This window comes from Granulicella sp. WH15 (genome assembly GCF_009914315.1).
In the GTDB taxonomy this organism is placed as follows: domain Bacteria; phylum Acidobacteriota; class Terriglobia; order Terriglobales; family Acidobacteriaceae; genus Edaphobacter.
Genome location: NZ_CP042596.1, coordinates 303,867 through 330,502, shown reverse-complemented (window position 1 = coordinate 330,502; position 26,636 = coordinate 303,867). Strand labels below are relative to the sequence as shown.

Annotated in this window: 22 protein-coding genes; 13 read left to right on the top strand and 9 right to left on the bottom strand. The window is 62.8% G+C overall.

Annotated elements, in window-relative coordinates:
- Positions 1 to 19: 19 nt before the first annotated feature.
- Both FTO74_RS01440 and FTO74_RS01435 read right to left on the bottom strand, forming a co-directional pair.
- On the bottom strand, positions 20 to 1,297 hold the full coding sequence (locus tag FTO74_RS01440) for a S41 family peptidase (protein ID WP_162536553.1): 1,278 nt from the start codon (positions 1,295 to 1,297) through the stop codon (positions 20 to 22).
- A 134-nt stretch (positions 1,298 to 1,431) separates the two neighbouring features.
- The gene (locus tag FTO74_RS01435) at positions 1,432 to 2,466 is read right to left on the bottom strand and encodes a sterol desaturase family protein (RefSeq protein WP_162536552.1); all 1,035 of its coding nucleotides are present in this window, start codon (positions 2,464 to 2,466) and stop codon (positions 1,432 to 1,434) included.
- Positions 2,467 to 2,838: 372 nt separating this feature from the next.
- On the opposite strand from FTO74_RS01435, the gene FTO74_RS01430 reads away from it, so the two are divergent.
- From FTO74_RS01430 to FTO74_RS01390, 9 genes are all read left to right on the top strand, one after another.
- The gene (locus FTO74_RS01430) at positions 2,839 to 3,750 is read left to right on the top strand and encodes a glycosyltransferase (RefSeq protein ID WP_162536551.1); all 912 of its coding nucleotides are present in this window, start codon (positions 2,839 to 2,841) and stop codon (positions 3,748 to 3,750) included.
- Positions 3,751 to 4,229: 479 nt separating this feature from the next.
- On the top strand, positions 4,230 to 5,093 hold the full coding sequence (locus FTO74_RS01425; protein ID WP_162536550.1) for an SLBB domain-containing protein: 864 nt from the start codon (positions 4,230 to 4,232) through the stop codon (positions 5,091 to 5,093).
- A gap of 86 nt (positions 5,094 to 5,179) precedes the next feature.
- Positions 5,180 to 7,405, top strand: a complete 2,226-nt coding sequence (locus FTO74_RS01420; RefSeq protein WP_162536549.1) for a polysaccharide biosynthesis tyrosine autokinase — start codon at positions 5,180 to 5,182, stop codon at positions 7,403 to 7,405.
- 45 nt (positions 7,406 to 7,450) lie between these two features.
- On the top strand, positions 7,451 to 8,935 hold the full coding sequence (locus FTO74_RS01415) for a hypothetical protein (RefSeq protein ID WP_162536548.1): 1,485 nt from the start codon (positions 7,451 to 7,453) through the stop codon (positions 8,933 to 8,935).
- A complete protein-coding gene (locus FTO74_RS01410) occupies positions 8,925 to 9,968 on the top strand; it encodes a glycosyltransferase family 1 protein (protein WP_162536547.1) in 1,044 nt (347 codons plus the stop codon). The genes FTO74_RS01415 and FTO74_RS01410 overlap by 11 nt, the downstream gene beginning before the upstream one ends.
- Before the next feature lie 184 nt (positions 9,969 to 10,152).
- Complete coding sequence (gene wbaP / locus FTO74_RS01405; protein ID WP_162536546.1) at positions 10,153 to 11,610, top strand: undecaprenyl-phosphate galactose phosphotransferase WbaP; 1,458 nt, start codon at positions 10,153 to 10,155, stop codon at positions 11,608 to 11,610.
- On the top strand, positions 11,610 to 12,800 hold the full coding sequence (locus FTO74_RS01400) for a glycosyltransferase (RefSeq protein WP_162536545.1): 1,191 nt from the start codon (positions 11,610 to 11,612) through the stop codon (positions 12,798 to 12,800). The genes wbaP and FTO74_RS01400 overlap by 1 nt, the downstream gene beginning before the upstream one ends.
- A complete protein-coding gene (locus tag FTO74_RS01395; RefSeq protein WP_162536544.1) occupies positions 12,743 to 14,290 on the top strand; it encodes a lipopolysaccharide biosynthesis protein in 1,548 nt (515 codons plus the stop codon). The genes FTO74_RS01400 and FTO74_RS01395 overlap by 58 nt, the downstream gene beginning before the upstream one ends.
- Entirely contained in the window at positions 14,287 to 15,237 is a 951-nt protein-coding gene (locus tag FTO74_RS01390; RefSeq protein WP_162536543.1) for a glycosyltransferase, read from the top strand. Before FTO74_RS01395 ends, FTO74_RS01390 begins: the two co-directional genes overlap by 4 nt.
- A 219-nt stretch (positions 15,238 to 15,456) precedes the next feature.
- Here FTO74_RS01390 and FTO74_RS01385 read toward each other — a convergent pair whose 3' ends face one another.
- Positions 15,457 to 16,509, bottom strand: a complete 1,053-nt coding sequence (locus FTO74_RS01385) for a sigma-54 dependent transcriptional regulator (RefSeq protein ID WP_255462437.1) — start codon at positions 16,507 to 16,509, stop codon at positions 15,457 to 15,459.
- A 573-nt stretch (positions 16,510 to 17,082) separates the two neighbouring features.
- Between FTO74_RS01385 and FTO74_RS01380 the strand changes: the two genes are divergently transcribed.
- Together FTO74_RS01380 and FTO74_RS01375 are read left to right on the top strand one after the other, a co-directional pair.
- On the top strand, positions 17,083 to 18,552 hold the full coding sequence (locus tag FTO74_RS01380; protein ID WP_162536541.1) for a sigma 54-interacting transcriptional regulator: 1,470 nt from the start codon (positions 17,083 to 17,085) through the stop codon (positions 18,550 to 18,552).
- Positions 18,553 to 18,572: 20 nt separating this feature from the next.
- On the top strand, positions 18,573 to 19,013 hold the full coding sequence (locus FTO74_RS01375; RefSeq protein ID WP_162536540.1) for a hypothetical protein: 441 nt from the start codon (positions 18,573 to 18,575) through the stop codon (positions 19,011 to 19,013).
- A gap of 192 nt (positions 19,014 to 19,205) precedes the next feature.
- Here FTO74_RS01375 and FTO74_RS01370 read toward each other — a convergent pair whose 3' ends face one another.
- Positions 19,206 to 20,051: a hypothetical protein gene (locus tag FTO74_RS01370; protein WP_162536539.1), complete on the bottom strand. Its 846-nt coding sequence runs from the start codon at positions 20,049 to 20,051 to the stop codon at positions 19,206 to 19,208.
- Positions 20,052 to 20,072: 21 nt separating this feature from the next.
- Positions 20,073 to 20,852, bottom strand: coding sequence for an SDR family oxidoreductase (locus FTO74_RS01365; RefSeq protein WP_162536538.1), 780 nt, complete (start codon positions 20,850 to 20,852; stop codon positions 20,073 to 20,075).
- Positions 20,853 to 20,962: 110 nt separating this feature from the next.
- Here FTO74_RS01365 and FTO74_RS01360 point away from each other — a divergent pair, with 110 nt between their 5' ends.
- A complete protein-coding gene (locus FTO74_RS01360) occupies positions 20,963 to 21,349 on the top strand; it encodes a DoxX family membrane protein (protein ID WP_162536537.1) in 387 nt (128 codons plus the stop codon).
- Here the strand turns inward: FTO74_RS01360 and FTO74_RS01355 are convergent.
- The 3 genes from FTO74_RS01355 to FTO74_RS19605 form a co-directional block, all read right to left on the bottom strand.
- Entirely contained in the window at positions 21,306 to 21,857 is a 552-nt protein-coding gene (locus tag FTO74_RS01355) for an MmcQ/YjbR family DNA-binding protein (RefSeq protein WP_255462436.1), read from the bottom strand. The genes FTO74_RS01360 and FTO74_RS01355 overlap by 44 nt on opposite strands.
- A 199-nt stretch (positions 21,858 to 22,056) precedes the next feature.
- Positions 22,057 to 22,482, bottom strand: coding sequence for a tetratricopeptide repeat protein (locus FTO74_RS19610; RefSeq protein ID WP_255462435.1), 426 nt, complete (start codon positions 22,480 to 22,482; stop codon positions 22,057 to 22,059).
- On the bottom strand, positions 22,458 to 22,832 hold the full coding sequence (locus FTO74_RS19605; protein WP_255462434.1) for a hypothetical protein: 375 nt from the start codon (positions 22,830 to 22,832) through the stop codon (positions 22,458 to 22,460). Before FTO74_RS19605 ends, FTO74_RS19610 begins: the two co-directional genes overlap by 25 nt.
- Positions 22,833 to 22,905: 73 nt before the next feature.
- On the opposite strand from FTO74_RS19605, the gene FTO74_RS01345 reads away from it, so the two are divergent.
- A complete protein-coding gene (locus tag FTO74_RS01345) occupies positions 22,906 to 23,406 on the top strand; it encodes a DUF4188 domain-containing protein (protein WP_162536536.1) in 501 nt (166 codons plus the stop codon).
- Positions 23,407 to 23,579: 173 nt separating this feature from the next.
- Here the strand turns inward: FTO74_RS01345 and polA are convergent, their stop codons facing one another.
- The gene (gene polA / locus FTO74_RS01340) at positions 23,580 to 26,474 is read right to left on the bottom strand and encodes a DNA polymerase I (protein ID WP_162536535.1); all 2,895 of its coding nucleotides are present in this window, start codon (positions 26,472 to 26,474) and stop codon (positions 23,580 to 23,582) included.
- Positions 26,475 to 26,636 lie beyond the last annotated feature (162 nt).

The window sequence follows — 26,636 nt, the reverse complement described above, 5'->3', positions numbered from 1 at the left end:
TTTTGGAAAAGAGTTCCCTTTAGGCGGCTTTGGTCTTCAGCATGTCCAGCGCCTTGGTAAGCTGATCGTCAACCTGGATGGAGGTCTTGACCGCAGGAACCACCGTGGGCTTCACCGTCGGCGTGGTCGGAGCGCCGGGGGTCGTCGGCGGCTGGACAGGAGCGTCGTCGTCATCGTCGTTGTCATCGATGTCCGGAATCGGCCCGGCTACCAGTGTTCCCGGGGTCACGCCGTCGTCCTGCAGCTTCTTGCCCGAGGGCGACTCGTACTTGGCCACCGAGAGGATCAGCGCCGCTCCGTCGGGCAGCTCGAAGGTCTTCTGCTGCGCGCCCTCGCCGAAGGTCTTCTCGCCCACCAGGTCCGCGCGCTTGTCGTCGAGCAACGCTCCGGCCACCAGCTCGCCCGGGCCGGCCGTGCCGCGGTTCACCAGCACCACCATCGGCGCGGTGGGAGCGATGGCCTTGGCGGCGTCGGCGGTGTAGACGACCTTCTCGACCTTCTGGCCCTCGAGGGTCGCAATCGTGCCCGACTTGAGGAAGAAGTTCGCCAGCCGCGTCGCCTCGCCCATGTCACCAGCGGCTACGTCGCGCAGGTCCAGCAGCACCTTCTTATTCCCAAACTTCGACATCGACTTGAGCTTGACCTCGACCTGGGTCACATGGTCGTGGTCGAGCACGCCGGGCTTCAGGTAGAGGATCGAGGCGTTCTCGTACATCGAATCCGCCACCGGCGGCAGCGCCACGATGGTGCGGGTCATCGTCACCTTGTCCGGCGTGGCCTTGCGCGGGCGCACCACCGAGATCGTCAGCTCCGTGCCGGGCTGGCCTTCGAGCAGCATCTGGATCGTCGCCAGCGACAGGTCGCGCGTGTCCAGCGATCCGATCGCCTCAATAATGTCGCCGTCGCTGAGGTTCTGCTTGGCGGCCGGAGAGTTCGGCACCACCGAGACCACCGTGGCGTAGCCGAAGCGCTTGGAGACATTGATGCCCACCTGCGCCTTGCCCGCCTTGGCGGCCTTGTACACCTTATAGTCGTCGGGAGACATATAGCTGGAATCCGCGTCCAGCGACTCGAGCAGCCCGCGCAGCGCGCCGTTGGTCACGGCGTTGATGTCCGGCTCCACCACGTAGTCCGACTGGATGTGGTGCAGCACCTCGCTATAGACGTTGATCTGCCGGTAAGCGCCCTCCTGCGGTTCGCTGGCCGCGTTGACGCCGGTCGCCCTGGCTCCTACAAATACGGTCAACACCAGTACAACCGAGACAACCAGCAGCAGGATCTTCGAGCTCTTGGGCATAAACAGGAAATCTCCGGGACACGCGTTCGCAATCACGGGTTAGACGTAACCCGGTCCACAAATGATACTCTCGTCCTCTGCCTTGAGACTATTCGACACAGCGAGCGCGGGCTATCGGCAGTCGCTGCAACGATTTAGCTGGCGCGAGAAAGCGCAGGCTCGTGCTGCTCGGCTTCGATCCGCTTGGCCAGCTCGGGCCGGTCCTCCGCGATGCTGTGCAGAATCTCGGCCTTCAGCAGTTGGTAGAAGCCGGTCATCGGGCGCACATAGCAGGCTTTGACCGTCGAGTAGTCGCCCCGTTCGTCTTCTATCGTACCCAGCCCAAAGCGTACGGGCTCGGACTTGGGAAGCAGGAAGGCGCTGCCGAAGAGCCAATCCCAGACAGAGAGCCGGGAGCCGAAGTTCTTGTCCCAGTGCTCGTGCTTGGCGCTGTGGTGGACATGATGCATGAGCGGGCTGATGAAGATTCTATCCAGAGGACCAAAGCTGATCCGGAAGTGCGAGTGCTGCAACTGGCGCAGAAGGGTAAAGGTGAAAAAAAGCTCGACCATCGCGTTGAGCTCCACGATCCGGACCAGGCTCAGGTTGAAGCAAAGTTCCGCTACGACTACGGCGGGGATGATGAAGGTCGACATGAAGATGCCGTCGATCAGGTTGCCGATGGGATGGAACCGCGTGGTGGTAAAAGGCGTCAGAAAAGTGGCGGAGTGATGGACCTTGTGAAACTCCCACAGCATGGGAATCCGGTGCTGGACGTAGTGGCTCAGGAACTCCGCGAAGTCGGTCAGCAGGAAGACCAACACGACAATAATGGCGAGCGCGAGGAAGCTCTCGTGGAACGGAGCCGTCAGGTGGAAGTGATTTTTGAACCCAAGCACTATCCAGGAGACCAGCAGGGTCATACCCAACTGGCAGCCCAGGGTCACGACCTTCTGCGTCACCTTCGAGATGAGGTAGATGACGACATCTACCCGCGTGGAGCTGGTAAACCAGTGCTCCACGGGGAAGCAGAAGCGGAAGAAGCCTGCCAGCGACAGGTTCTCATTCCTCTTCCGGACATGGACGCAATAGAGAATCGCGCCGACGATCATAAAGGTGAAGATGGTGGTCGGAATGTGCCTCGCGACCACCGCGAGAGCGGATCGAACGGCCAGAATAGTTGACGCCATGTGGGTCATACGATGTCCTCTACAGTCGCAGCAGGCCCGTGCAGCTAGAGAAGGCCGGGCACTTCGATAGATCCGACGCCTTAGTCGAGCAAGGAGAAAAAATATCGAAGCAAGCTTTTGCGCAATCTACATAGCACGTACTCCACCAAACCGAAAACGAGCTGCTTTTAGGGCCGATCACCTCTGAAACAGGGTTCAATGTGCAACTATTTGCTACTTTTACCCGGAAAGCTTCCCTCGGCCATGAAGGATTCTCAGGAAATACATTAAAAAGGAGTGGGCAGCAGGATGCCGGTCAGAGGGTAAACTCCCCATAACGGCTCCGCTTGCGGTATGGTTACGGAGACCGAACCCCGAAGATTTCAACCTCAGATGGCAATGTCGCCCCCCGATCCAATCTCGAGACGCCTGAGCCTTGCCGTGGGAATCGCCACGCGCGGTCGGCCGCGGGTTCTGGCCGAGACCATCGCCGACCTGGAGCAGCAGAGCCGGCAGCCGGACCGGATCGTGATCTCCTACGCCGAGCCGGGCGATATCGGAGACGCTCCCGAGCGGTTTCCGCAGGTTGACTTCGTGCAAGGCCCGCTGGGCCTGACCAACCAGCGCAATGCCATTCTGGCCGCGCTGCATCAGGAGGACGTCGTCCTGTTTCTCGACGACGATTTCTACCTGGAGCGCGAATACATCCACAAAATGGCAAACCTTTTCCTATCGCGGCCGGAGGTGGTGGTAGCCACGGGGCGCGTGCTGGCGGACGGTATTAATGGTCCGGGGCTGAGCCTTGAGGAGGCAAAGGCCGTCATCTCCGCGCACGCGCCGGAAGAGGCTGGGAACTCCGAGACCACACCCGTTTTCAATGCCTATGGATGCAATATGTGCCTGCGGATGCAGCCCATACGGGAGCATCAACTGCGCTTCGATGTGCAGTTGCCGCTGTACGGCTGGTATGAGGATGTGGACTTTTCGCGGCAGCTTGCGGCGTACGGAGCCGTGGTGCTGCTGCCGACGGCCTGCGGGGTCCACCTGGGCTCCAAGTCCGGGCGGCAGTCGGGCCTGCGGCTGGGCTACTCCCAGGTAGCCAACCCGGTCTATCTCGCCCGGAAACGCTCGGTTCCGTGGAGCTACGCCATCGCCAGCATGATGAGCCGCTCGCTGAAGAACGTAGTGCGCAGCTTTGCACCTGAGCCCTACGTCGACCGGCGCGGGCGGCTCCGCGGCAACCTGATGGCGTGGAAAGACCTGCTGACGGGGACCATTGCCCCGACGCGCATCTTGAACTTATAAAAGACTTTATCCCCCATAAGTTGTAGCCCTTCCTCCCCATCCGGGGTGCTCGGCGGCGGCCGTTCCAGTCCCCAACAAAATCTGCGCAAACAGGCCTGACCGAACTCGGGGCGCACTTATGTGCATTTTCTTGCACATGGGCCAGGATCATTCATCCACATCGAACACAAAATAAAAGATTTATGCGATGGTCCCCCAAATGCTCCCTTGTGGGTAATTCCTACTGGGACAGAACTTCCCATTTTTGTCCAATGAGAAGTTCTGTTGCCAACAGGATCACGAAAGAACCTTAACCCAATATTCGCTCTCCCAGGTAACCCGACATGGTCTATCGCGAGTTCTACCGAACAACGAGAATCCCCCAACGAGCCGTCCTGCAATGCGCCGTGACGATGGGTCTTTTCCTGTCAGCCTCCAGCCTGTACTCCCAGGCGCTCAATGCATCCTTCGACCTTCCAGCCCGGACAGGAACGCCCAGTATGGCCATTCTGCCGTCCGAGACGCTGGGCCCGGACGACCTGCTCGAGATCATGGTCTCGTACTGCCCCGAACTGAGCCGCAGCTTCCGCGTCGGCTCCGACGGCAGCCTCTCCCTCCCGCTGATTCACCAGAAGCTGATGGTGGCCGGTCTGACTCCCTCGCAACTGACCAAGGTTCTCCAGGACACGCTCACGCACGAGAACATCATGGCCGAACCGACCGTGAACATCTCGGTGCTGGAGTATAGAAGCCGCCCCGTCAGCGTCAGCGGCGCAGTCAAAAGCCCGCTGACGTTCCAGGCCACGGGCCGGACCACTCTGCTGGACGCCATCGCCAAAGCCGGCGGCGTCAGCCCGACCGCGGGCGGCAACGTGGTCGTCACCACCAAGGCCGAGCCCGTGGACGGCAAGGTGCAGAACAACGTGCAGACCATCGCGATGAAGGCACTGCTTAGCGGCAACCAGCCCCAGCTCAACCTGGAGCTGCACGGCGGTGAAGAGATTCGCATCGCAGAAGCCAGCAAGGTGTTTGTGACCGGGGACGTACGGCGTCCCGGCATGTACCCCATGCAGGGCGACGAAGTAACGACCGTAGTGAAAGCGATTGCTCTCGGTGAAGGGCTGGACACCTTCAGTGCCAGTGAAGCCTACATCTATCGCCGCCACGACAACAGTGACAACCGTGAGGAGATCAAGGTGCCGCTCAGCCGGATCATGAGCCGCAAAGCGCCTGATGTACCTCTTCTGGCCGATGACATTCTCTACATCCCGACCAGTAACGGAAAACGCTTGACCAGCAAGGTACTCAGTCAGCTAGCAGGTTTCGGCCAAAGCGCGGGCAGTGGATTACTCATCTACCGCTAGCCCGATCATGGCTTTCATCACAGTCTAAGGTTGCTTCCCCGGCCCCATACAGGCGCCGCATTACCCGTTCGCCTGAGGTACATAACATGGAATCTCGTCCTTCGTTCGCCAATAACGCACTGACTCCCTCGCAGCGGCTTCGAGAGCGCCTCTACCTTCCCGAGCCTCTCGATCAGTTGCCCTCGCCGCTTGAAGTCGAAGCGCCGGAGCAGGTGCTCTCGATCGGTCACTACGCGTGGCTGCTGCGCCGACATGCGTGGAAGATCGCCATCGCTGTGACCGTCTGCACCACGCTGGCCGGAGTCGCCGCGTACACCATGACACCGGTCTTCGAGTCGACGGCGCGTGTCGCCATCGATATGAAGACGCCCGCCTCCGTACTCGGCGAGCCCACCGTGGCCGGCAGCGCCAGCGATGCGGAGCAGGTCTTCAACACCGAGCTGCAGCTCATCCAGTCCGACGCCGTGCTGAGGCCGGTGGCCGAACGCTTCCACCTGGTCAGCAACACGCCGACGAAGAAGATGCCCGCAGGCATGACGCCCGCCGACGCGTCGATCTCGCTGAGCAAGATGAGCGTGGTGCATCCGCCGAACACCTTCCTGATCGACATCAGCTATCGCTCGCCCGACCCGCGGCTCGCAGCCGATGTCGCCAATGCTGTGGCGCACTCGTACATCTCGCATGGCATGGAGACGCGCGCGCACTCCTCGGTCGAGCAGACGGCCTTCATGGAAAAGCAGATCGCCGAGCTGAAGAAGAACATGGATAACTCCGCGATTGCGCTGGAGGCGTATCAGCGGCGGCTGGGTATCATCAACCCCGATGAGAAGACCAGCATGTTGGCCTCTCGCCTGCTGCAACTGAACACGCAGTACACTGACGCGGCCAACGATCGCATCCGCAAGGAGGCTTCCTACCGCGCGCTCGAGTCCGGCTCCCAGGCCGCCGCCATTGAGGTCTCGACGCAGGCTGCCGATCTCGCCAAGCTGACCGATACCATGCACGTCGCGCAGCAGAAGATGGAGACGATCAAGGCCATCTACGGGCCGAACTACATCGAGTACAAGCGCGCCGCCAACGAGCTCGCCGAAGCCACGCGTGAGTACAACGACACCAAAACCAGCATCGCCAAGCGGATGCAGGTGGACTACGAAGAAGCCAAGAGCCGCGAGTCCATGCTGCTCGCCGAGCTGACGCGGGCCAAGAGCGAGTCCGATGCGGTCAACAGCAACACCATCGACTACCAGCAGTTGAAGAACGAGGCCGAAGCCAACAAGACTCTCTACAACGAGCTCTTCCGCAAGGTGAAAGAAGCGGGCATGAACGGCAGCTTCCAGGGCAGCGCCAGCCGCATCGCCGACGAGGCCCGCCCGCAGATTCACCCGGTCTTCCCGAACAAGATGGTCTTCATCTTCCTCGGCTTCCTCTTCTCGTCAGTCGTCTCGCTCATCGTGGTGATCGTCTCCGATATGTTCGATAAGAGCCTGCGCGATCCCGACCAGGCACGGCGCGCACTCGGCACCGAGATCATCGGCGTGCTGCCGCATGTACATACCTTCGGTCCCATCACATCGCGCTCCGAGCTGGCACTGGTCTCGAGCCTGCCCTTCCGCAAGTCGCAGACCGACTGGTTCAACTCCACCGAGTTCTACGACGAGTCCATCGACACGTTGCTGACCTCAATCCTCATCGACCCGCGCGAGAAGCCGCTGCACTCGATTCTCGTCACCAGCGCGGCACCCGGTGAGGGCAAGTCCTCCTGCGTGGCGCACATGGCTGCGGCCTTTGCGCGGCACGGCCATCGCACTCTGCTGATCGACGCCGATCTGCGGCGTCCCTCGCAGCAGCGCCACTTCGGGCTGGACCGGCGCAAGAAGGGTCTCTCCGACGCGATTGCAACGAAGGAGCCGCTCAGCGCCATCCGCCAGAATGTGGACGGCTACGACAACCTGCACGTCGTCACCGCGGGCAGCTCCGACCCGCAGCTCTACAACCAGGTGGGCAAGAAGGTCGAAGAGATCCTGCGGTTTGCGCGCAGGGACTACGAGATGATCTTCATCGACGCCCCGCCCATGCTCTGCTTCGCCGAGACCATTCAACTGGCCTGCGCGGCCGATGGCGTGCTCGTCGTAAGCCACGCGGGACAGACCAACCAGCGCGATGTACAGGGCGTGCTGGCCACGCTGCGCCGCCTGCGCGCCTGCACGCTGGGCGTGGTTCTCAACCGCGTACACCACAACATGAGCTCCAACTACGGCTCTTACAAGGCCTATCGCGGCTACCTCGAGGGCACGGTCGAGAACGTCGCCTAAACCACTACAGCGCCTCACGCAACGCACACCGGAAAGGAGGATCGAATGCCGACTGCAAGTACAATCCCGCTGATCCTCCTTGTCATGGTGCTCTGGCGCTATACCAAGGGCAACATCCTTGCGATCGTTCTCTTCACGTCGATCTTCGAGGCCGCATCGGCCATCAACATTGGAACGCTCGGCGTGCCGACGTGGCTCTTCGCGCTGATGATGTGCGGTGCGGTCAAGCTGCTGCGCGGCTTCAAGCCGCTGAGCATCACGCCCGGCATCAACCGGCTCTCGCTGCACCTGATGGTCTGCTTCATCGTCTACACCGTGTGGACCGGGATGCTGCACCCGTTCATCTTTCACGGCGCACCCGTGATGCACGACAGCGCGCCGATGCCGCTCGCGTGGAGCAAGTTCAACTTCGCTCAGATCTGCTATCTGCTGGCCGCCGGAGTCATCTACATGCTGGCCGTCACCAGCACGCGGGAGGAGCTGGACCTGGCCGTCACCTGGTATGTGCGCGGCTGCATCACGGCCTCCTTCTTCGCCGTGTATCAACTGGCAAACGGAATCGCTCACATCCCCTACCCGGATATTGTGCTCTACTCCAACCCCAGTCACGTCATCTATCACGCCTACCAGATCAACGGCCTGTGGCGGCTGAACTCCACCTTCCCCGAGGCTTCGGAGATGGCGACCTTCCTCACGGTCGGCATCGGGCTGATGGGCTGGCGTCTGGTCACGCGGCCTCTGCGGGCGAGTGCGCTCTTTTACTTCACGCTGATGCTGGGCGCGCTGCTGTTGACCCAGTCCAGCCTCGGCTATGCATCTCTCGCCTTCATCCTCGCCGCCGGCGGCGCGCTGACGGTGCGTTATCTCTTCGGGCAGGGCGGCATCTCGCTTGCAAAGCTGTTGCTCGTGGTAACGCTGGCTGGCGGCACGGTGGGCCTTTTTGTTACGACCAACGCCGGGGCCATGGTCAACAAGGTCATCAACTCCGTGCTGCTCGAGAAGAAGAACAGCGTCTCGTACCGCGAACGCACCGAGACACACGTAGCCGCACTTGAAACGATGGAGAAGACCTTCTACATGGGCGCGGGCTGGGGCAGCATCCGCGCCTCGGGCCTGACGTACATGCTGCTGGGCACCGTCGGCGTGCCGGGCTTCATTCTCTTCACCGGCTTCTTCCTCTCGCTCTTCGCGCCGCTGCTCCAGAAGGGACGCGCGTCCGAAAGAAACGACCTCTTCGAGCAGTCGCTCTTCGCCCTCACCATCATGATCCTGGGGCTTGGCGTGGCCGGCTCGGAGCCGGTTCAGCCCATCCTCTGGGCTCTCTTCGGCGTAGCCTCGGCAGCGCGGCCCGTGCCTCTGCGCACATCGCGGCGCAGGGCAATCAACAACGCGATCCGGACGACACGTCCGCAACCGCAGTGGCAAAGACCCACCCGTATGACGCGGCCGAGTACACAACCGCTGCTCATGCGCCCGGTCCGGCCAAGCACCATCAGGCCAATCAAAGGAGATATGGCTTATGACGCCTGACAGCTCACAGTTCATCACGCACGAGCCCGCTCTGGTCGTGAACGGCCGCTACCGCGTGCATCGCATCACCGGCGTGCAGCGCTACGCGCACGAGATCGTCTCGCGGCTCGGCAGCAACGTCGAGATCAGCAGCCCACGCTCCGCCAAGGGCGCGGTCGGCCACCTGTGGGAGCAGACCATGCTGCCGTGGGTCGCAGGCGACCGTGTTCTCTGGTCCCCATGCGGCTCCGGCCCGCTGGCTTACGGTCGGCAGGTTGTAACCTTTCATGATCTTTTTCCGCTCGAGCATCCCGAGTGGTACAGCCCCGCGTATGCGAAGTGGTACGCATTCGCCATGCCCCGTCTGGCCGCGCGTGCGCTGCGTCTCATCGCAGTCTCGGAGTTCACAAAGTCGCGCCTGGTCAAGCTGCTGGGACGCGATCCCGAGACCATCACCGTGGTGCATAACGGCTCGCAGATGATCGACCGCGCCAGCGATACACAGGTCAACGAGGCACGGATCGCGCTGAAGCTGCCCACGCGCCGCTACGTACTGAGCCTCTCTTCGCAGGAGAGCCGCAAGAACCTCAGCGGCATCCTGAAGGCCTGGTCGATGGTGCAGCAGTGGCTACCCGCGGATGTATGGCTCGTACTAGCCGGGCCGTCGGTAGATCAGTCGGTCTACGGCAAACAGCAGGTAGATGTACCGATGTCGCGCGTGCTCTTCACCGGCTACGTGCCCGAGGAGCATCTTGCCGGACTCTACTCGGGCGCATCGCTCTTCGTCTTCCCGTCGCTTGAAGAGGGCTTCGGGCTGCCGCTGCTCGAGGCGATGGCCTGCGGTGTTCGCTGCATCACCTCGAACACCTCGTCGCTTCCCGAGGTCGGCGGCGACGTCGTCGACTATGTGAACCCGCTCGACAGCCGCGAGCTTGCGCAGAAGATGCTGCACCGGCTGACGACCGATTCAACCCCACAAGTTTTATCCCGGCGATGCAGCGCGCAGCGCAGTTCACTTGGGACTCCGCCGCACGCAAGACGCTCGATGTACTGAGTGCGGCAGTCGCGGATGATTCGCGGCTTTCTATTCCCTTTCCGGGGAGGATCGCTCTATGACCCGATCTAGAAGCAGCCCCCTCCAAGATCTTTCACCTTCTTCATAAGGCAAACTCCACACCAAATTGCCGGCACGTCGCAATACCGATCAGCTTTCCACTTTCTCTCCCGGAGTTCCGTACATGGCTAGTACAACTGTCCTTGTTCCTGTTGCGTCGACTCGCACGACGAGTGCCGCCTTCAGCCGTTGGATGACTCACGGCTCCATCCTCCTGGCCGACGTCGTCGGCATCGCCGGCGCGGGCGTCGTCGCCGTCATCACGCGCTACCTCTTCCATGCGCAGTTCGCCATCAGCGATTACTTCGACTTCGCTCCCTGCGTGCTGATCTTCCTGCTCGTCTTCTCCTTCTCCGGCCTCTATCCCGGGATCGGGACCAGCCCCATCGAAGAGTTCGGCCTCATCCTGCGCTCTTCCACCATCAGCTTCCTGCTGCTCATCAGCATGACCTTCTTCCTGCGCGAAGGCATCCTCTCCTCACGCATCGTCTTCGTGCTCGCGTGGCTGCTGACGATCGTCCTGGTGCCGCTCTCCCGCCGGTTTATGCGCGGCTGGTGCGCCTGCCAGCCCTGGTGGGGCATCCCCACGGTCATCATCGGCGAGAAGGATGCGGGCCTGATGATGCTGGGCCTGCTGCGCGGACACTGCCGCGTGGGACTGCGGCCCGTCGCCATGCTGATCGACGAGAGCACCTACGACTCGAATCACTCCTTTGAGTCCTCGCCGGTCTTCTTCGGCAGCCTCTCCGATGCGAAGGTCGTGGCCAAGCAGTATCGCGACTGCTACGCGGTGCTGGCCATGCCCAACACCGGCGCGGAGCGCATCAAGGAGATCTTCAACGAGTACGCCGAGCACTATCGCAACGTGCTCATCATCCCCGACCTCTTCGGGATGCGCAGCCTCTCGGTCTCCACCAAAGACATCTGCGGCGTGCTCGCGCTCAAGCTCGATCAGAAGCTCACGCTGCTCTTTCCACGGCTGATGAAGCGCAGCTTCGACCTACTGATCTCGCTCACCGTCGGCATCCTGCTCTCGCCGGTTCTGCTGGCGCTCTGCTTCGCGGTGATGGTCAGCTCCACCGGCCCCATCTTCTACGCGCAGAAGCGGATCGGCCGCGGGAACGAGGTCTTCAACGTATGGAAGTTCCGTTCCATGGTCGTCGACGCCGATGCCGTTCTCGCATCGCACCTGGAGCGCGACCCCGCGCTGCGCGAGGAGTGGGAGCGCGATCACAAGCTGAAGAAGGACCCGCGCGTCACCTGGATCGGACGCATCCTGCGCAAGACCAGCCTCGATGAGCTGCCGCAGCTCTGGAACGTGATCTGCGGCACCATGAGCCTGGTTGGTCCACGCCCCATCGTGCAGTCCGAGGTGCAGAAGTACGGCCGCATCTACGGCCAGTACCAGCGTGTGACCCCGGGCGTCACCGGCCTCTGGCAGATCAGCGGCCGCAACAACACGACCTACGAGCTGCGTACCCGCATCGACGACTACTACGTCAGCAACTGGTCGCTCTCCATGGATATCTACATTCTCTTCCGCACGTTGAAGACCGTACTTCTCTCCGAGGGGGCCTACTGATGCCGACACCTGAATCCACTCCGCACGCGCCCATGAGCGTCGTGCATATCGTGAAGCACTGCGGCTACGGCAACGGCAATGTGCATGTCGCCGTCGACCTGGCCTGCGTGCAGGCTCGCGCCGGAGACGACGTCACCTTCGTCAGCAACGGCGGCACCTTTGAGCCGCTGCTGGCGCAGTACGGCGTGCGTCATCTCAAACTCGAACAAGAACAGAACAAGCCGCTCTCGCTTCTGCGCAGCGCATGGAAGCTGGCCGGCTTCGCCCGCCGTCGCAGGCCCGACGTGCTGCACGCGCACATGATGAGCAGCGCGCTGATCGGCTACGCCGCCTCGAAGCTCTCGGGCGTTCCCCTCGTCACGACGGTGCATAACTCCTTCGATCCGCACTCGCGGCTGATGCGGCTGGGACGCAAGGTAGTGGCCGTTAGCCGCGCCGAAGAGGCCTCGCTGTTGACGCAGGGATACAGCGAGGAGCAACTCGTCTCCGTGATGAACGCGCCCTTCAATTCTCCGCGCGAGGAGTTCATGCGCGAGACCCACATGAAGGATAACTACCCCGTCATCGAGTCGCCATGCATTGTCGCAGCCAACGGGCTGCATCGGCGCAAGGGAGTCTTCGACCTCATCACCGCGTGTGCGGAGGTCTTCCCCAGCCAGCCCGAGTGGAAGCTCTACATCGCCGGGGAAGGTCCCGACCGTGAGGCGCTGGAGGCTCTGGCCAAGTCGCTCGGCATCGCCCAGCGCGTCATCTTTCTGGGCTTCGTTCCCGCGCCCGGCCCTCTGCTCAAGCAGGCGGATATCTTCGTCCTCGCGTCCTATGCCGATCCGTGCAGCCTCGTCATCGGTGAAGCGCGTGGGGCGGGTTGCGCCATCGTTGCCACCTCGGTCGGCGGCACGCCGGAGATGCTGGAGTTCGGCCGCGCCGGTCGGCTCGTTTCTCCCGGAAGCCCGGCCGAGCTGGCCACCGAGCTGCAGATTCTCATCACCGACGACAAGGCTCGCACTCGGCTCCGCGCGGCATCGCTGCAAGGCTCTGAAATTTTCAACGTGCAGCGGCTGTTGGAGGAGTACGCTACGGTGTATCGGGCTGCTGGCTCCGCACGCCAGCGCAGCACGGTAACCAAAGCCTCATGGAACAACAAAGCCATCACCAGCAGCAAGCAGCAGGGAGAGTCGCCAACGTGGTAGGTCGCCAGACAGCTATCGGCGGGACGTGGATGGTCGCCGCGCGCCTCATCTCCAGGATCATCGACCTGGCTTCGATGCTCGTGCTGGCCCACATCCTGACGCCCAGGGACTTCGGCCTTGTCGCCATCGCGATGACCGTCATCTACATCGTGGAGGCGGCGCTTGAGCTGCCGGTCAGTCAGGCTCTGGTGCGGCTCACCACCATCGAAGACGCGCACTTCGACACGGCGTTCACGCTCAGCCTGCTGCGCGGGCTCGCGCTCACCACCATCGTGTGCAGCATCGCGTGGCCCTTCGCGCACTTCTACTCCGACAAGCGGCTGATGCCGCTGATCTGCGCGCTCAGTCTGGCTCCGGCGGCGCGCGGACTGGTCAGCCCGCGGCTGGCCGAGTTCTCGAAGAAGCTCAACTTCTCCCCCGACTTCACCATGGAGTTCCTGGGCAAGGCCGCGGCCTTCATCATCGCGGTCACGCTCGCACTCACGGCGAAGAGCTACTGGGCTATCGCCGCGGGCACCGTCATCGCGCCCGTCGCGGGTACGCTTACCTCCTACGTCCTCGCGCCCTACCGGCCCCGGCTCAGCCTGAAGGAGCTGCCCACCTTCTCCGGCTTCCTCGGCTGGATCACGGCGGCGCAGGTCGTCAGCGCCATCAACTGGCAGGCCGACCGCCTGCTCCTCGGCAAGCTCACCTCGAAGTCGGAGCTGGGTTTGTTCACCACGGCGAACGACACCGCCAACATCCCGGTGCTGGCGTTGTTCAATCCCATCCTGCGCCCGTTGCTCTCCGCGTTCTCGCTGCTGCGCGGCGAGCCCGAGCGCCTGGCCAACAGCTATCAGACCAGCGCCATCGCGATGGTCACGCTGGGCCTGCCCATCCTTGTCGGAGAGGCGCTGATCGCTCATCCGGCCGTGCGCCTGCTCTTCGGCGAACGCTGGATGGCCTCCGCGCCGCTGCTGCGCTGGCTGGCCATCAGCCTCATCCCCACGCTCTTCGCCATCCCGCTCGGCCCGCTGGTCATGGCCTTCGGACGCACCCAGATCTTCCTGAAGCGCAATGCCTTCGAGCTGGCCGTCAAGCTGCCGCTCGTCATCCTTGGAGCCATCCGCTTCGGCTTCACGGGCGTCGTCATCGCGCGCTGCATCTCCGAGACCGCCACCGTCTGGTTCTGCATGATCGTCGTGCGCCGCCTGGTCGGCCTCTCCATCCGCGAGCAGCTCATCGGCCCCTGGCGCAGCATCCTGAGCGCCATTGCGATGGCCGTCGTCGTCTCGTTCGCGCTACCGGCGTTCGCCACGTCCGCCGCCACCGGCCCGCTGGCGGTGGGAACGCTGTTCACTGTGATTCTGGGAGCGATAACCTACTGCGGCGCTCTGACTGGGCTGTGGCTCCTGTCAGGCTCTCCCGCCGGACTCGAGGCCATGGTCCTCGGCAAGGTCTCCGAGATCCTCCGCCGCACACGCCGCACCACGGCACTGGAGATGCTATGAGAACGCAGACGCCCGCCTGCTGCATCGCGTACACGACCGACAGCACGTACCTCTTTCCCACCTTCGTCAGCGCCGTGCAGGCGCGACAGTTTTCCTCGCCCGGCAAAGCCGACGTCGTCATCTTCTGCTTCGACATGACGGCCGAGGCCGAGGCCGCTTTCGCACCCGCCTGCGACCGCGAGGGCGTACGCCTCATCCCGGTCAGCAGCGCGTTGCTCGAGGGCGAGTCCATCATGCTGGCGCGGCTCTTCCTCAACGACTTCGCCCCCGCCGAGTACAGCCAGTACCTCTATATCGACGGCGACACGCAGATCGGCGGCTCGCTCGATCCGCTGATCGACGCGGAGGTTCCAGCCGGTCACTTTATGGCCGCGAACGATCCCATGACCTTTCTGCTCGCGGATAACGGGCCGATGAGCAAGGACCTCAACGCGCATCTCGCCTCCATCGGCCTCACGCCCGAGCAGGGGTTCTCCTACTTCAACAGCGGCGTTCTTCGCATCAATCGCGACGGCTGGGAGAGCATGGGCGCGGACTCGTGGAACCACTTCCGCCAGCACGGCAAGCCGCGCTTTCCCGATCAGGACTCGCTGAACGTCGTTGCGGGAAGCCGCCGTCTGCCCATGTCGCTGGCGTGGAACTTCCCTATCTTCATGCGGAACTCGCGCGTCGAAGGGCGGATTCAGCCGCGGATCACGCACTTCATGTCCAGCCCGAAGCCGTGGCATGGGAGCTTCGCCCCGTGGACCAGCGCGGCGGTCGAGCCGTACAAGGCTGCGCTCAGCAGGTATCCCGAGCTTACGAAGTTCAATATGACGATGTCGTTGCGCAGCCGGGCGTTTTATCAGTTGCAGCAGCGCCGCAAGCAGGTTCTCGAGACACTGACCTGGGGCTTCAGCCAGCGGAGAGAGCGCATCCTGAGCTACCAAAGCTCCTGCGCCGTCTAGGGTACTTCGTACCGTTCTCGGTGCGGTATGGGGAAGTTAGCTTCTGAGGGCCTCCCGCTGGTCGGCAGCGAGAATTTTTCTTCTCGACCAACGGGAGGATCACGCGAAGCAGTAAAAAGGCGTGTGAACGCCCGCCCTCCGCGCAGGAGGGCCGTCCGGCAGGACAGGTCTGTGGCGGGCCTTCAATCCTCTCCTAAATGGGTGGGGCGATTCCCTGCTTCAGCCGGGAATCTCCAGCATCGTTCTGTACGGCGACGACTCGCTTTCGTTCCTCGGAGACGGTGGCGGCAGTATGCGCTCCTCGGCGGCCGCCTCCGCTGCCGCATTCTCCGCCTCGCTCAATTTGTAAAGCAGCGAGCGATAGCTGATCTGCAGCCACTTCGCAGTCTTCTGCCGATTCCACCCATTGGCCTGCAGCACCTTGGTGATGATCTGCCGCTCCAGGTGCTGCGTTGCCTTCTTGGTGATCTGCTTCAACGCAATCGGCTTGCTGATGTCGATCTCCGCACTCACCAGATCCGCTCCGGAGGGGCGCGGCGTCATCTCCGCCACCAGGAGATCCTCATTGCCCAGCAGGATATGGCAGCGCACCAGGTTATCCAGTTGGCGGATATTGCCCGGCCAGTCGTAGGCATACATCATCCGCAGCAGGTCTTTGGAGAACGGACGCTTCTCCATCTGGAAGGCCTGCGAGTGCATCTGCGAGAAGTGCTCGATCAGCTCCGGCAGGTCCTCCACGCGCTGCCGCAGTGGAGGCAGCGAAATCGTCACCGCATTGATGCGGTACAGCAGGTCCAGGCGAAACGTCCCCTCGGAGACCTGGCGGCGCAGGTCCTGGTTGGCGATCGAGATCACCCGCGTCGAGATCCTGCGGGTCTCATCTCCGCCCACACGCGTAAACGTGCCATCCTGCAACAGTTGCAGCAGCGTCGCCTGCACAAACATATCGAGGCTGCCGACCTCGTCTAGGATCAGCGTGCCCAGATGAGCCTGCTCCACGCGCCCCTGCTTGGTCACATTGGCGCCGGTAAACGCGCCCTTCTCGTACCCGAACAGCTCGGACTCCAGCAGATCGCGCGGAATCGCCGGACAACTGACCTTCACCAGCGAGTGGCGCGAACGCGGCGACATGGCATGGATCAGCCGCGCGCACACCTCCTTCCCCGTGCCGCTCTCTCCTTGCAGCAGTACGGGAACATCGGCCTTGGCCACCAGCTCAATCTTTCGTTTTACTTCTTGCATCACGGGCGTACGGCCCAGAAGCAACTGCATTGTGGGCTCCGCCACCGACCGGTGAGCGGGCGTTGTTCGAGAAGACCGAGGAGAGTGGAGATCTGCAGGACGAACAAGAGTCATATATTTTTTGGGAACCTGCTCGTAATCGAGTCACTCTGACTATAAGCATGTAAGACGCCAAACGGACCCGCTCGAAACCCGCTCGGTGGAAACTCGCGCAAAGCACGTGAATCTCCATATTTCGGCCGATCTTGTTCCAACAGCGATCGCAACGAGGGCAAATGTTGAAAACATTTTCCCTCTGTGGGAATATCTTTCCACACGGTTAGTATAAAATTTCGAACATACAGGCACCTAGCATCGCACAAACGGCAATATTGCCTTACTTGTACGCATTCTCATGAAGACCCTTCATTCTGGGTCGGTATGTGCAGAACAGATGGAACACTCTTCTTCGTCGAGGAAGCTCGGCCAGAGAAAGTGGCATCCAACACCACGACTACAATTTTATTTTTGTGCGACCTCTCTCCTTCGTTCGCATTGGCCCACAACCATTGGAGGGAATAAAGGTTACCTTAACAGGGTCAACCACTCGTTTGCGGAGCTTTGATGCACACTCCTGAGTCCAATAGCAGTAGCCGCAGCCAGCCGCGCATCTTTGCGTTCGAACCCAATCGGCGTGTGCTGCAATATATCGAAGAGACGCTCGGAACGAGTTTTTCCCTGCATCAGTTCGACCAGGAGCAGGCGTTCCTCGATGCGTTCGACTCCATCGGGGAGCCGGATCTGTCGGTGTTCGCCTGGAAGGGCGTGAAGACCTGCGCGGCGATGTTGCAGACGCTTCGGGGACTCAGCTCCTCTGCGGGCATCCTGCTGCTGACCACCGGGGCCGAGGCGCAGGAGATCGCCACCGCCATTGAGCTTGGAGCCACGGGATTTCTCCAAAAGCCCTTCTCCCGGCAGGACTTGATCCTCGCGGTTCAGGCGCAGCTGCCGGACGAGCGCCCCGAGGCCGCTCCTGCCGCCACCGCAGCCCCTCACGACACCACCACCACCGACCTCGGCGACGGCACCTACTTTGTCCGCGTAAGCAGCCGTATGCGCGAGCTGGAGTCGCAGGCCCGTCTGGTCGCGCGCTCGGATATCCCAATCCTGATCCTCGGCGAGAGCGGCACCGGCAAGGAGATTCTGGCCAAGTACACGCACGCCTCCTCCTATCGCGCCAAGAAGATGTTCCTGAAGGTGAACTGCGCCGCCATGCCCGCCGAGCTGCTGGAGAGCGAGCTCTTCGGCCACGAGCAGGGAGCCTTTACCGGCGCGGTGCGGAGCAAACCCGGCAAGTTCGAGATCTGCGAGGGCGGCTCCATCTTCCTCGACGAGATCGGCGAGATGCCCGCCGTCCTGCAGGCCAAGCTGCTGCACGTTCTGCAGGATGGAACGTACTCGCGCCTGGGTGGCCGCGCGCCGATGAAATCCAACGTGCGGGTGATCGCCGCGACCAATATCGACATCAAAACTTCGATGGCGAACAAAACCTTCCGCGAAGACCTCTACTACCGTCTGAACGGATTCACCCTGGCGCTGCCGCCCCTGCGCGAGCGGCGCGACGAGATCCCGACCTTTGCCCGGCACTTCCTTGAAAAAGGTGCCGCGAAGTACAAGCGCCCCGCCCCTGCTCTCTCTGACATTCTCCTCTCCGCTCTCGGCGATCACACCTGGCCGGGTAACCTGCGGGAGCTGGAGAATGTAATGAACCGCTACCTGGTCATCGGGGACGAGCGCTCCATCATCGCCGAACTCACCTCCTACGCGGCCTCGCGCGCCAGCGATTCCCCGCCGAATCCCCCAACGACAGACGGGCTGAAGCAGCTCGTCCGCACATTGAAGGGTTCGGCCGAATCGGCGGCAATCGCCAGTATGCTTGAGGAGACAAAATGGAATCGCAAAATGGCGGCGTCAAAGATGCAGATCAGCTACAAGGCGCTCCTCTACAAGATCAAGCAGTACGACCTGGCGCCGCGGCAGATGGAGTCGCAAAGGATACCGACCGCGCCCGGCCCATCTTCCATCCAGTCGTAATCCGCTACCCCGACCGGCTGTTGAAGTGCTTCGCCGTGGTGCACCACTCGGACACGCTGTGGAAGGAGGAGACGCTTGCCTCCCTCGAGGTGCGCGATGCCCCCACTGGGGCTTCGGAGAAGATCTCGCTGGTAGGAGCCAAGGCGATCTTCTTCGTCAAATCCTTTGCAGGCCGGGCCTCGCACCACGAGCTGCACTTCCATGATGAAGTGGGGCCTCCGGGACGGCTTTACGTGCGCCTCACCTTTCTGGACAACGAGATCATGGAGGGGATGGTCGAGAATACCCGCAATCTCCTGGTCAATGCCGGGTTCTTTCTGGAAGCGATCGATCCGGACTCGAACAATGTGCAGATATACGTCTTCAAGGCGCAGATCAAGGACTTTCGCATCCTGGCAGTGCGGAAGGACGCGACAAGCGACAGCAGCGCAAAGCCCAACCGCCTGAGCAAACGCACCTAAAAGCGCCCTAATGCCGGGCGGGCGGCACTTCGTACGGTTCTCGGGGCGGTATGGGTGAGTGATCTTCCGAGGGCCTCCCGCTGGTCGGCAGCGAGAATATTTATTTCCGACCAGCGGGAGGACCACGCGAAGCCGAGTACAGCACGAAGTGTCGCCCTCCGCGCAGGAGGCCCGTCCGGCAGGACAGAATCTCTACTTCTTGACGGGGAGCTTGTCGGGGTCGAAGAGGTCAGGGCCAAGGGGTGGGCCGTACTTCACCTTGAGAATAAAGATCTGGCTGACCATATCTCCGTTGCGATAGCGGGTGATGTTCAGCGGAGTCTGGATACCGTCGTAAGGCTGGTAGCCGGTGTAGGTCTCCTCGTCGACGTCGTGGTCCTTGAACTGGTCGTTGCGCCACTCGAAGGTACGCTGGACGGGCAGGTGCGTGGTGGCGTCCAGCTCGATCTCGACCGTGTCGTTATCAGGCGCGAGGATGGAGACCTTGTCGACGAGATGGCGGTCGCGCATCCCGGTGCCCTCGGCGAGTACCATGACGCCGGGCGCGTTGACCCAGGAGTGCATCACCTCGTCGATGGAGTGGGCGCGGCGGCGCAGGTAGTCGGTGACCTGCGGCTTAGGCAGCTCGGTACGCCCCTTGAAGGTCAGCTCGTAGCCCTGGTCCTTGGTCCACAGGTGGACGACGTCCTTCTTCATACCGGGCATAATCATGCCGCGCACGGTCAGGTACTCGAAGCGCTCGGCGGGCCCAAGCGGCGAGTTGACGGGGCGGACGTACTCGACGAACTGGACCAGACTGCCGTTGGGCTGGTTGCGAAAGAAGGCCGCCGTCTTGCCCTCCTCGGTGATGCTGCCGCGGTTGAGCCACGCCTGACCGCCGAGCGCCTTGACCATCTCATCGAGGAGGCGACGGCCATGCTGCTCCTCGGTCTCGCCCGAGCGCGGGGCCGGGGCCGCGCTCGGGATGGCGCTGGCCTGCCCGAGGAGAGGAGCGGTCAGCATGGCGAAGAGGAGGAGGACCGTCAGGCGGCTGCGCATTGCGTTCCCTTCTGAAGAAATTTATCCGACTAAAACCGCTCCGCCGTTGACGTTGAAGATCTCACCCGAGATGAAGCCCGCCAGCGGGGTGCAGAGGAAGAGCACCGGACCGGCGATCTCCTCGACCGAGCCGACGCGGCCCAGCGGGATGAGCGACGTCGCTTTCTTAGACGCGACCGGATCGCTGAGGGCTGCGGCGGACATCTCCGTCGCGACCCAGCCGGGGGCGACGCAGTTGGCGTAGATGCCCTGCGCGGCCAGCTCGCTGGAGAGGCTCTTGGTCAGGGAGAGGAGCGCGCCCTTGCTGGCGGCGTAGTCGGCGTGAAAGGCCTCGCCGCGCTGGGCGGCGGTGGAGGCGATGAGGACGATGTGGCCCTTCACCTGCCGATCGTTGGCCAGCATGGCGACGACGCCCGCCTGCACAAGTCCGAAGACGCTGTCGAGATTGATGGACAGCGTAGACCGCCACTGGGTGTCGAGCATGGTGGCGATGGGCTGGTCATGCGCTGGCCAGACGCCGTGGTTGACGATGAGGCAGTCCAGCGTGCCGAAGGCGTCGACGGCGGCCTGAATAAGGGCACGTCCGTCTTCCGGGGTAGCCAGATCCTGCTGGACGGCGCAGGTATGCTCCGGGCCGCCGCACTCGGCGACCAGGGCCGCGGCGCGGTCGGCGGCGCTCTGGTAGCTGAAGACGACCCTGGCCCCAGCCTGGTGGAAGAGCCGGACGGTGGCGGCTCCGATGCCGCGCGAGCCGCCGGTGATGAGGGCAACCTTGCCTGCTAACGAAAGTGCGATGCTCATGTGGAAGTGTTCTCTCTACAGGTCATCCTATCCCGCTGGAGTAAGATGGCCGAAATGTAATCTTTCACGCATCGCGGAGCTGCATCCAATCTCGTTACGGAGACCTTTCCATGAAGATTGCCACACTCATCGCGCGGGTTCTGCTCGGAGCTGTCTTTCTGTTCTTTGGGCTGAACAATATCCTGTTCTTCCTCCACATGCCTGCGCCCACCGGCGATGCGGGCACCTTCGCGGGGCTGCTGATCGCGACCAAGTACATGACCTTTGTGGCGCTGCTGCAGGTGATCGCCGGGGTACTGCTGCTGGTGGGGCGCTTTGTGCCGCTGGCGCTGGTAATCCTGGGGCCGATCCTGGTCAATATCCTGCTCTTCCACTTTCTGATCGCGCACGGCGGCGCTGCGGCGGGCCTCCTTGCGACCGTGCTGGAGCTATACCTGATCTTCGTCTACCGGCTCAGCTTCCGGGGCCTGTTCGACGCCGCGCCCGAGATTCACTAGCGCCTTTGGCGGCGGCCTTTTGGGCTTCTCTGGCGGCTAGCAGCTTGCGCTGCTCGGCGATGATGCGTTTCTGATCGGCTTTGGGCAGAGCCAGTACCTTCTGGGTCTTGGGCGGCAACTTCGCCAGCTTCAGCGCATGGGCGGCGCGCAGCTCCTGCTGCCACTCGGAGGTACGGAAGACGTCCCAGCGGTGGACCGATACCCAGGAGACTCGGGCCAGATACTTGGCCGGGCGGATGCCCTCGATCTCGACCAGCTCGGCGAAGTGCTCGGGCGTGGTGGGATAAGTGACAAGACGGAAGACCGATTCCTCGCCTCCGCTGATGGCATCTGGGTTCAGAATCGCACACATCTTGCCGCCGATGGCCTTGTCGCCCACCCAGTAGACGAGTGCGCCGCCCCACTGACGGGTTTCGACGACGTGCGGCAGCGAGAGCAGGAAGGCGCGGGTGGTCTCGACGTTCATGCGTCCACGATAAAGCACTTCGTGCCGTTCTCGTTGCGGCATGGGGGAATGATCCTCTGAGGGCCTCCCCCTGGTCGGCAGCGAGAATTTTCTTTCCGACCAACGGGAGGGCCGCGCGAAGCCGAGTACAGCACGAAGTGCCGCCGCCCTCCGCGCAGGAGGCCCGTCCGGCAGGACAAGTCTTTCCAAACGCAAAACGGGAGCCCAAATGGGCTCCCGTTTTGCGTTCCTGTATTGAGGCTTACTGCTGAGGACCGCCCAACCCGCCTGCCGGAGCCGGGTTCAGCTTCTGGGCAGCGATCATGCCTGCCGGTCCCTTGGCGTCCTTGTCCTTGAGCTGCGCGTAGATCTTGCGGGCCTGGTCGGTCTTGCCCTCGGCGGTGTACAGCTCGGCAAGCTGCAACTGAGCGAGTCCGGCGGGGACCGTCGTGGTGGGCTTGTTCGTCAGGGCCTGAAGCAGGTCGATAGCCTGGGGGTCGCGGCCCGTCTGGCGATAGAGCTGCGCCAGCGAGAGCTTGCCCAGCGCACCCAGTTCACTGTCATGGCCGTCAGCAACTTTCTTGAAGGTGTCCTCCGCGGACTGGTTCTGGCCCGCGTCCATGTAGGTGAGACCTGCGAAGTAGAGGGCGTTACGGCCCACCTTCAACATGCCGTACTGGTCAGCCACAGAGAGGAACGCAGCGTTAGCCGCCTTGGCGCGCTCGACCGCGCTCGGGAAGGTCTTGACTCCCGGAGGCGCAGGCTGCGCGGGGTTCGCGATGGGGTCTGGTAGGCCGACATGGCGCGGCCGAAGGCCTCGGAAGCCGACTCGACCCGCTTGTTGTAGACGACCGCGCCGAGGATGAGCAGGACGATGACGCCCAGCAGAAGCGCGCCGGAGACGATGACCGAACGGCGGTTCTCGGAGGCCCACTCGAGGCCGTTGCCGGTGGTGGTGACGAAGTTGTCTTGCTTCAGTTCGACTTTGGTCTGGTGATCCACGGTGTTTGGGGTTCCTTCGAGTGCTTGCGGTCTCATTTATTGCGACACTTTAGTCTATCAGGCGCGCAGGCTGCGGATGTGGTAGAACGGCTGCGTGGAGGGCTTTTCGATGGCCGCCAAGGTGAATCGCCAGACTGTAGACCTCTCGCAGTATCCGGATCTCGTTGTGGTTTACCTGGGGATGCGGGTGAATCGGCTAACCGGGGTGAAGACGCTGCTGGGGTTTGGGCCGAGGATTGCCGATTCTGTCGCTGCGCGGCCCGAGGGATTATTGCTGCACGAGAACTTCGTTTTTTCCCTCTTTCCGATGCACGTGGGGATGCGCCAGTACTGGCGGGATATGGACTCGCTGCTGGGGTGGACGCGGTCGGAGCCGCATCGGGAGTGGTGGAGGGGGTTTCTGAGGGACTCGGGTGGGACGGGGTTCTGGCATGAGACATACCTCATGCGCGGCGGGATGGAGGCGATCTATGACGATGTGCCTGAGCCGATTGGGTTTATGAGGTTTGCTCCGGTGGTGGCGGCGCGCGGGGCGATGTTTGGGGCGGCGAGGCGGGTGAAGTCGGAGGGGGCTGAAGCTGTTGTTAGTGAAGAAGATCTCTACAACTGAAAAAGCTTGTCCTGCCGGACGGGCCGCCTGCGCGGCGGGCGGGCGTTTGCACGCCTTTTAAAGGCTTCGCCTGGTCCTCCCGTTGGTCGGGAAGAAAAATGCTCGCTGCCGACCAGCGGGAGGCCCCATGCTGTTTATCTTTCCAATGCAGCCCCGAGAACCGCACGAAGTGCTTATTTGATGTCGCGCCAGTTCTGGCCGAGGCCCACCTCGGCGACGATGGGAATGGAGAACTCGGCTACGTGCTCCATCTCGTGCTTGACCAGGGCCTGTAGCTCCTCGGCCTCTTCGGGGACTACGTCGAAGAGCAGCTCGTCGTGGACCTGGAGGGTCATCTTCGACTTCAGCTTGCGCTCGGTGAGCTTGCGGTCGAGGGTGATCATCGCCAGCTTGATGAGGTCGGCGGCGGTGCCTTGCAGCGGCGTGTTGACCGCCGTGCGCTCGGCGAAGCCGCGCATGTTGGGGTTGCGCGAGCCAATGTCCGGGATGGGGCGGATGCGGCCGAAGTGCGTGCGCACGGCTTGCTCGCGGCGGACCGTTTCGAGCAGCTCGTCTATGAAGCGGCGGACGCCCTGGTAACGCTCGAAGTAGGTCTCGATGTAGGTGCGGGCGACCTTCTGGTCGATGCCGAGCTGCGCCGCCAGACCGAAGGGGCTGATGCCGTAGACGATGCCGAAGTTGACGGCCTTGGCGCGGGCGCGGGTCTCCTTGTCCATGGTGGCCGCGTCGACGCCGAAGACCTCGGCGGCGGTCAAGGTATGAATATCCTGGCCGGTGCGGTAGGCGTTGAGCAGCAGCGGGTCCTGGCTGAAGTGGGCCATCAGGCGCAGCTCGATCTGCGAGTAGTCGGCGCTCATCAGCAGGTTGCCGGGAGCCGCGATGAAGGCGGCGCGGATCTCACGGCCGAGGGGGGTGCGCGTAGGAATGTTTTGCAGGTTCGGGTTGATCGAAGACAAACGGCCCGTGGCGGTGCCGACCTGGTTGAAGGTGGTGTGGATGCGGCCTTCGGAATCGGCTAGCTGCGGGAGCGCGTCGAGGTAGGTGCCCTTGAGCTTCTGGAGCTGGCGGTGCTCGATGACCAGCGCCGCGATGGGATGGTTTTCGGCCAGCTCTTCGAGCACGTCCTGCGCGGTGGAGACGACCTTGCCCTTGCCGTACTTCATCGGCTTGGGCAGGCCCATCTGGTTGAAGAGGATCTCGCCGAGCTGCTTGGGGGAGTTGATGTTGAAGCGGTGGCCGGAGTCGGTGTAGATGCGCTCGGCGAGGTTGTCGACCTCGACTGCGAGGCGGGAGGACATATCGCTCAGGAAGACCGGGTCGATGCGAACGCCGGTCTGCTCCATGCGTAGCAGGACCGGGACCAAGGGGAGGTCGATGGTGGTGTAGACGTTGAGGAGGGAGTGGTCTTCGGAGGCTTTTTGAGGAGCCTCAGCCTTCTCCGGGAAGAGCATCTCCGTGGTGACGGCTCCTCCCAGTTCGGGCTTATCCTCGGGGATCTGGTGCTGGACCGGCGCGGCCTCGGCTACCTGGGTGGCGAGGGCTTCGGCGAGGCGGACGATGGCCGCGGCGGCCTCGGGCAGGCGGTTGGGATCGGCGGGGTTGTCCTTCGTCGGCTGGTGGATGAGGGCGCGGCTGGTGGCGCGGGCGGCGATGTCGGGCAGGGTATGCGAGCCGTGGGTGGGGTTGACGAGGTAGCTCAGGAGCATCACGTCGGTGATGGGGCCGGCCAGCTCGACGCCGTGCGGGGACAGGGCGCGGAGGACGGCTTTGAGGTCGTGGACCTGCTTGGGGAGAGCGGGGTCGGTGAGGGCGGCGCGGATGCCGGGGGCGTCGAGGGGGACTTCGATGGCGGCGGTGGGGGAGGTGGCGAGGCCCAGGCGGAGGGTGAGGTCTTGCGGCGTCGGCGCGGGGGCCTCCGGCTCGGGCGTGATGCCGAAGAGGGACATGTTTTCGGCTGGAGGCGGCTCGGATTCGGTGTCGCTGGAGTCGGCTGCAACCTCCTCGGAGAGGGCGCGGGCGTCTTCGAAGACCGCCAGGGCGAGGCCGGTGGTGCGGGCTTCGGCGAGGAGAGTGGCGATCTCGGCGGGGCTGGGCTTGAGGCTGTAGGTGAGGACCGTGTTGTCGACCGACGGGGCCAGTTCCTTGAGCAGCGTCGTGAACTCCAGCTCGGTGAAGAGGTCGCGGCAGGCGGCGTTATCGACCGGCTGGGTGCGCATCTCGTCGAGCGAGTAGACGATGGGAACCGTGGTGTGGATCGTTACCAGCTCCTTCGAGAGGAGGATGTTCTCGCGGTTATTTTGTAACGATTCCCGATACGTTTTCTTCTTCACCTCGGCGGCGCGGTCGAGCGCGGCCTCGACGGTGCCGAAGGTCTGGATGAGTTCGACCGAGCCCTTGTCGCCGATGCCGGGCGCACCGGGGATGTTGTCGATCGAGTCGCCGCGCAGGGCCATCACGTCCACCACGCGCTCGGGCGGCACGCCCAGCACTTCCTCCACCTTGGCGGGGTCGAGGACGAGGTTCTCCTTGGTGGGGTTCAGGATGGAGACGCCCGCGTTGACGAGCTGCATCATGTCTTTGTCGGGCGAGACCACGTAGACGTGGTGGCCGAGCGCCGAGAGCTGGCAGGAGAGCGTGCCGAGGACGTCGTCGGCCTCGAAGCCCTCGTAGTAGAGGATGGGGATGCGGAAGGCCTCGAGCGCGCGGCGGATGTAGGGCTGCTGCTGGATGAGATCGGGCGGGGTCTCGGCACGGTTGGCCTTGTAGCCGCCGTACTCGACGGCCTCGAAGGCCTGGGTCTTGATGTTGAACTTCTGCACGTCCTTGAGCTGTCCGGCCAGCTCGTTGCGGTGCAGGGGGGCGCCGACGTCGTAGATAGCCGCGAGGTACTGGGGCTGGAAGTCCTTGCGCAGCTTGTTGATCATGTTGACGAAGACGTACGTGGCCGCGGTGGGGATGCCGGTGCGCGTGGACATGGGGCGCTGCCGCTGCATCGCGTGGTAAGCGCGGAAGATGAAGGCCATCGAGTCGAGCAGGTAGATCGGCGGCTTGGAGGTAGTTTCAGACATTACCTGATGGTAGTACTTCGGCGACGATTTCTTCCCTCCGACCAGCGGGAGGACCATGCGAAGCAGTAAAAAGGCGTGCAAACGCCCGCCCTCCGCGCAGGAGGCCCGTCCGGCAGGACAGAATCTTTTATGCAGGCAACCTTTCAAAGTGATATAGTTGCT

Coding starts and splice junctions, on each gene's coding strand:
- FTO74_RS01440 (WP_162536553.1), bottom strand. CDS start 1,297: ATGCCCAAGAGCTCGAAGATCCTGCTGCTGGTTGTCTCGGTTGTACTG.
- FTO74_RS01435 (WP_162536552.1), bottom strand. CDS start 2,466: ATGGCGTCAACTATTCTGGCCGTTCGATCCGCTCTCGCGGTGGTCGCG.
- FTO74_RS01430 (WP_162536551.1), top strand. CDS start 2,839: ATGGCAATGTCGCCCCCCGATCCAATCTCGAGACGCCTGAGCCTTGCC.
- FTO74_RS01425 (WP_162536550.1), top strand. CDS start 4,230: ATGGCCATTCTGCCGTCCGAGACGCTGGGCCCGGACGACCTGCTCGAG.
- FTO74_RS01420 (WP_162536549.1), top strand. CDS start 5,180: ATGGAATCTCGTCCTTCGTTCGCCAATAACGCACTGACTCCCTCGCAG.
- FTO74_RS01415 (WP_162536548.1), top strand. CDS start 7,451: ATGCCGACTGCAAGTACAATCCCGCTGATCCTCCTTGTCATGGTGCTC.
- FTO74_RS01410 (WP_162536547.1), top strand. CDS start 8,925: ATGACGCCTGACAGCTCACAGTTCATCACGCACGAGCCCGCTCTGGTC.
- wbaP (WP_162536546.1), top strand. CDS start 10,153: ATGGCTAGTACAACTGTCCTTGTTCCTGTTGCGTCGACTCGCACGACG.
- FTO74_RS01400 (WP_162536545.1), top strand. CDS start 11,610: ATGCCGACACCTGAATCCACTCCGCACGCGCCCATGAGCGTCGTGCAT.
- FTO74_RS01395 (WP_162536544.1), top strand. CDS start 12,743: ATGGAACAACAAAGCCATCACCAGCAGCAAGCAGCAGGGAGAGTCGCC.
- FTO74_RS01390 (WP_162536543.1), top strand. CDS start 14,287: ATGAGAACGCAGACGCCCGCCTGCTGCATCGCGTACACGACCGACAGC.
- FTO74_RS01385 (WP_255462437.1), bottom strand. CDS start 16,509: ATGCAGTTGCTTCTGGGCCGTACGCCCGTGATGCAAGAAGTAAAACGA.
- FTO74_RS01380 (WP_162536541.1), top strand. CDS start 17,083: ATGCACACTCCTGAGTCCAATAGCAGTAGCCGCAGCCAGCCGCGCATC.
- FTO74_RS01370 (WP_162536539.1), bottom strand. CDS start 20,051: ATGCGCAGCCGCCTGACGGTCCTCCTCCTCTTCGCCATGCTGACCGCT.
- FTO74_RS01365 (WP_162536538.1), bottom strand. CDS start 20,852: ATGAGCATCGCACTTTCGTTAGCAGGCAAGGTTGCCCTCATCACCGGC.
- FTO74_RS01360 (WP_162536537.1), top strand. CDS start 20,963: ATGAAGATTGCCACACTCATCGCGCGGGTTCTGCTCGGAGCTGTCTTT.
- FTO74_RS01355 (WP_255462436.1), bottom strand. CDS start 21,857: ATGCCGCAACGAGAACGGCACGAAGTGCTTTATCGTGGACGCATGAAC.
- FTO74_RS19605 (WP_255462434.1), bottom strand. CDS start 22,832: ATGAGACCGCAAGCACTCGAAGGAACCCCAAACACCGTGGATCACCAG.
- FTO74_RS01345 (WP_162536536.1), top strand. CDS start 22,906: ATGGCCGCCAAGGTGAATCGCCAGACTGTAGACCTCTCGCAGTATCCG.
- polA (WP_162536535.1), bottom strand. CDS start 26,474: ATGTCTGAAACTACCTCCAAGCCGCCGATCTACCTGCTCGACTCGATG.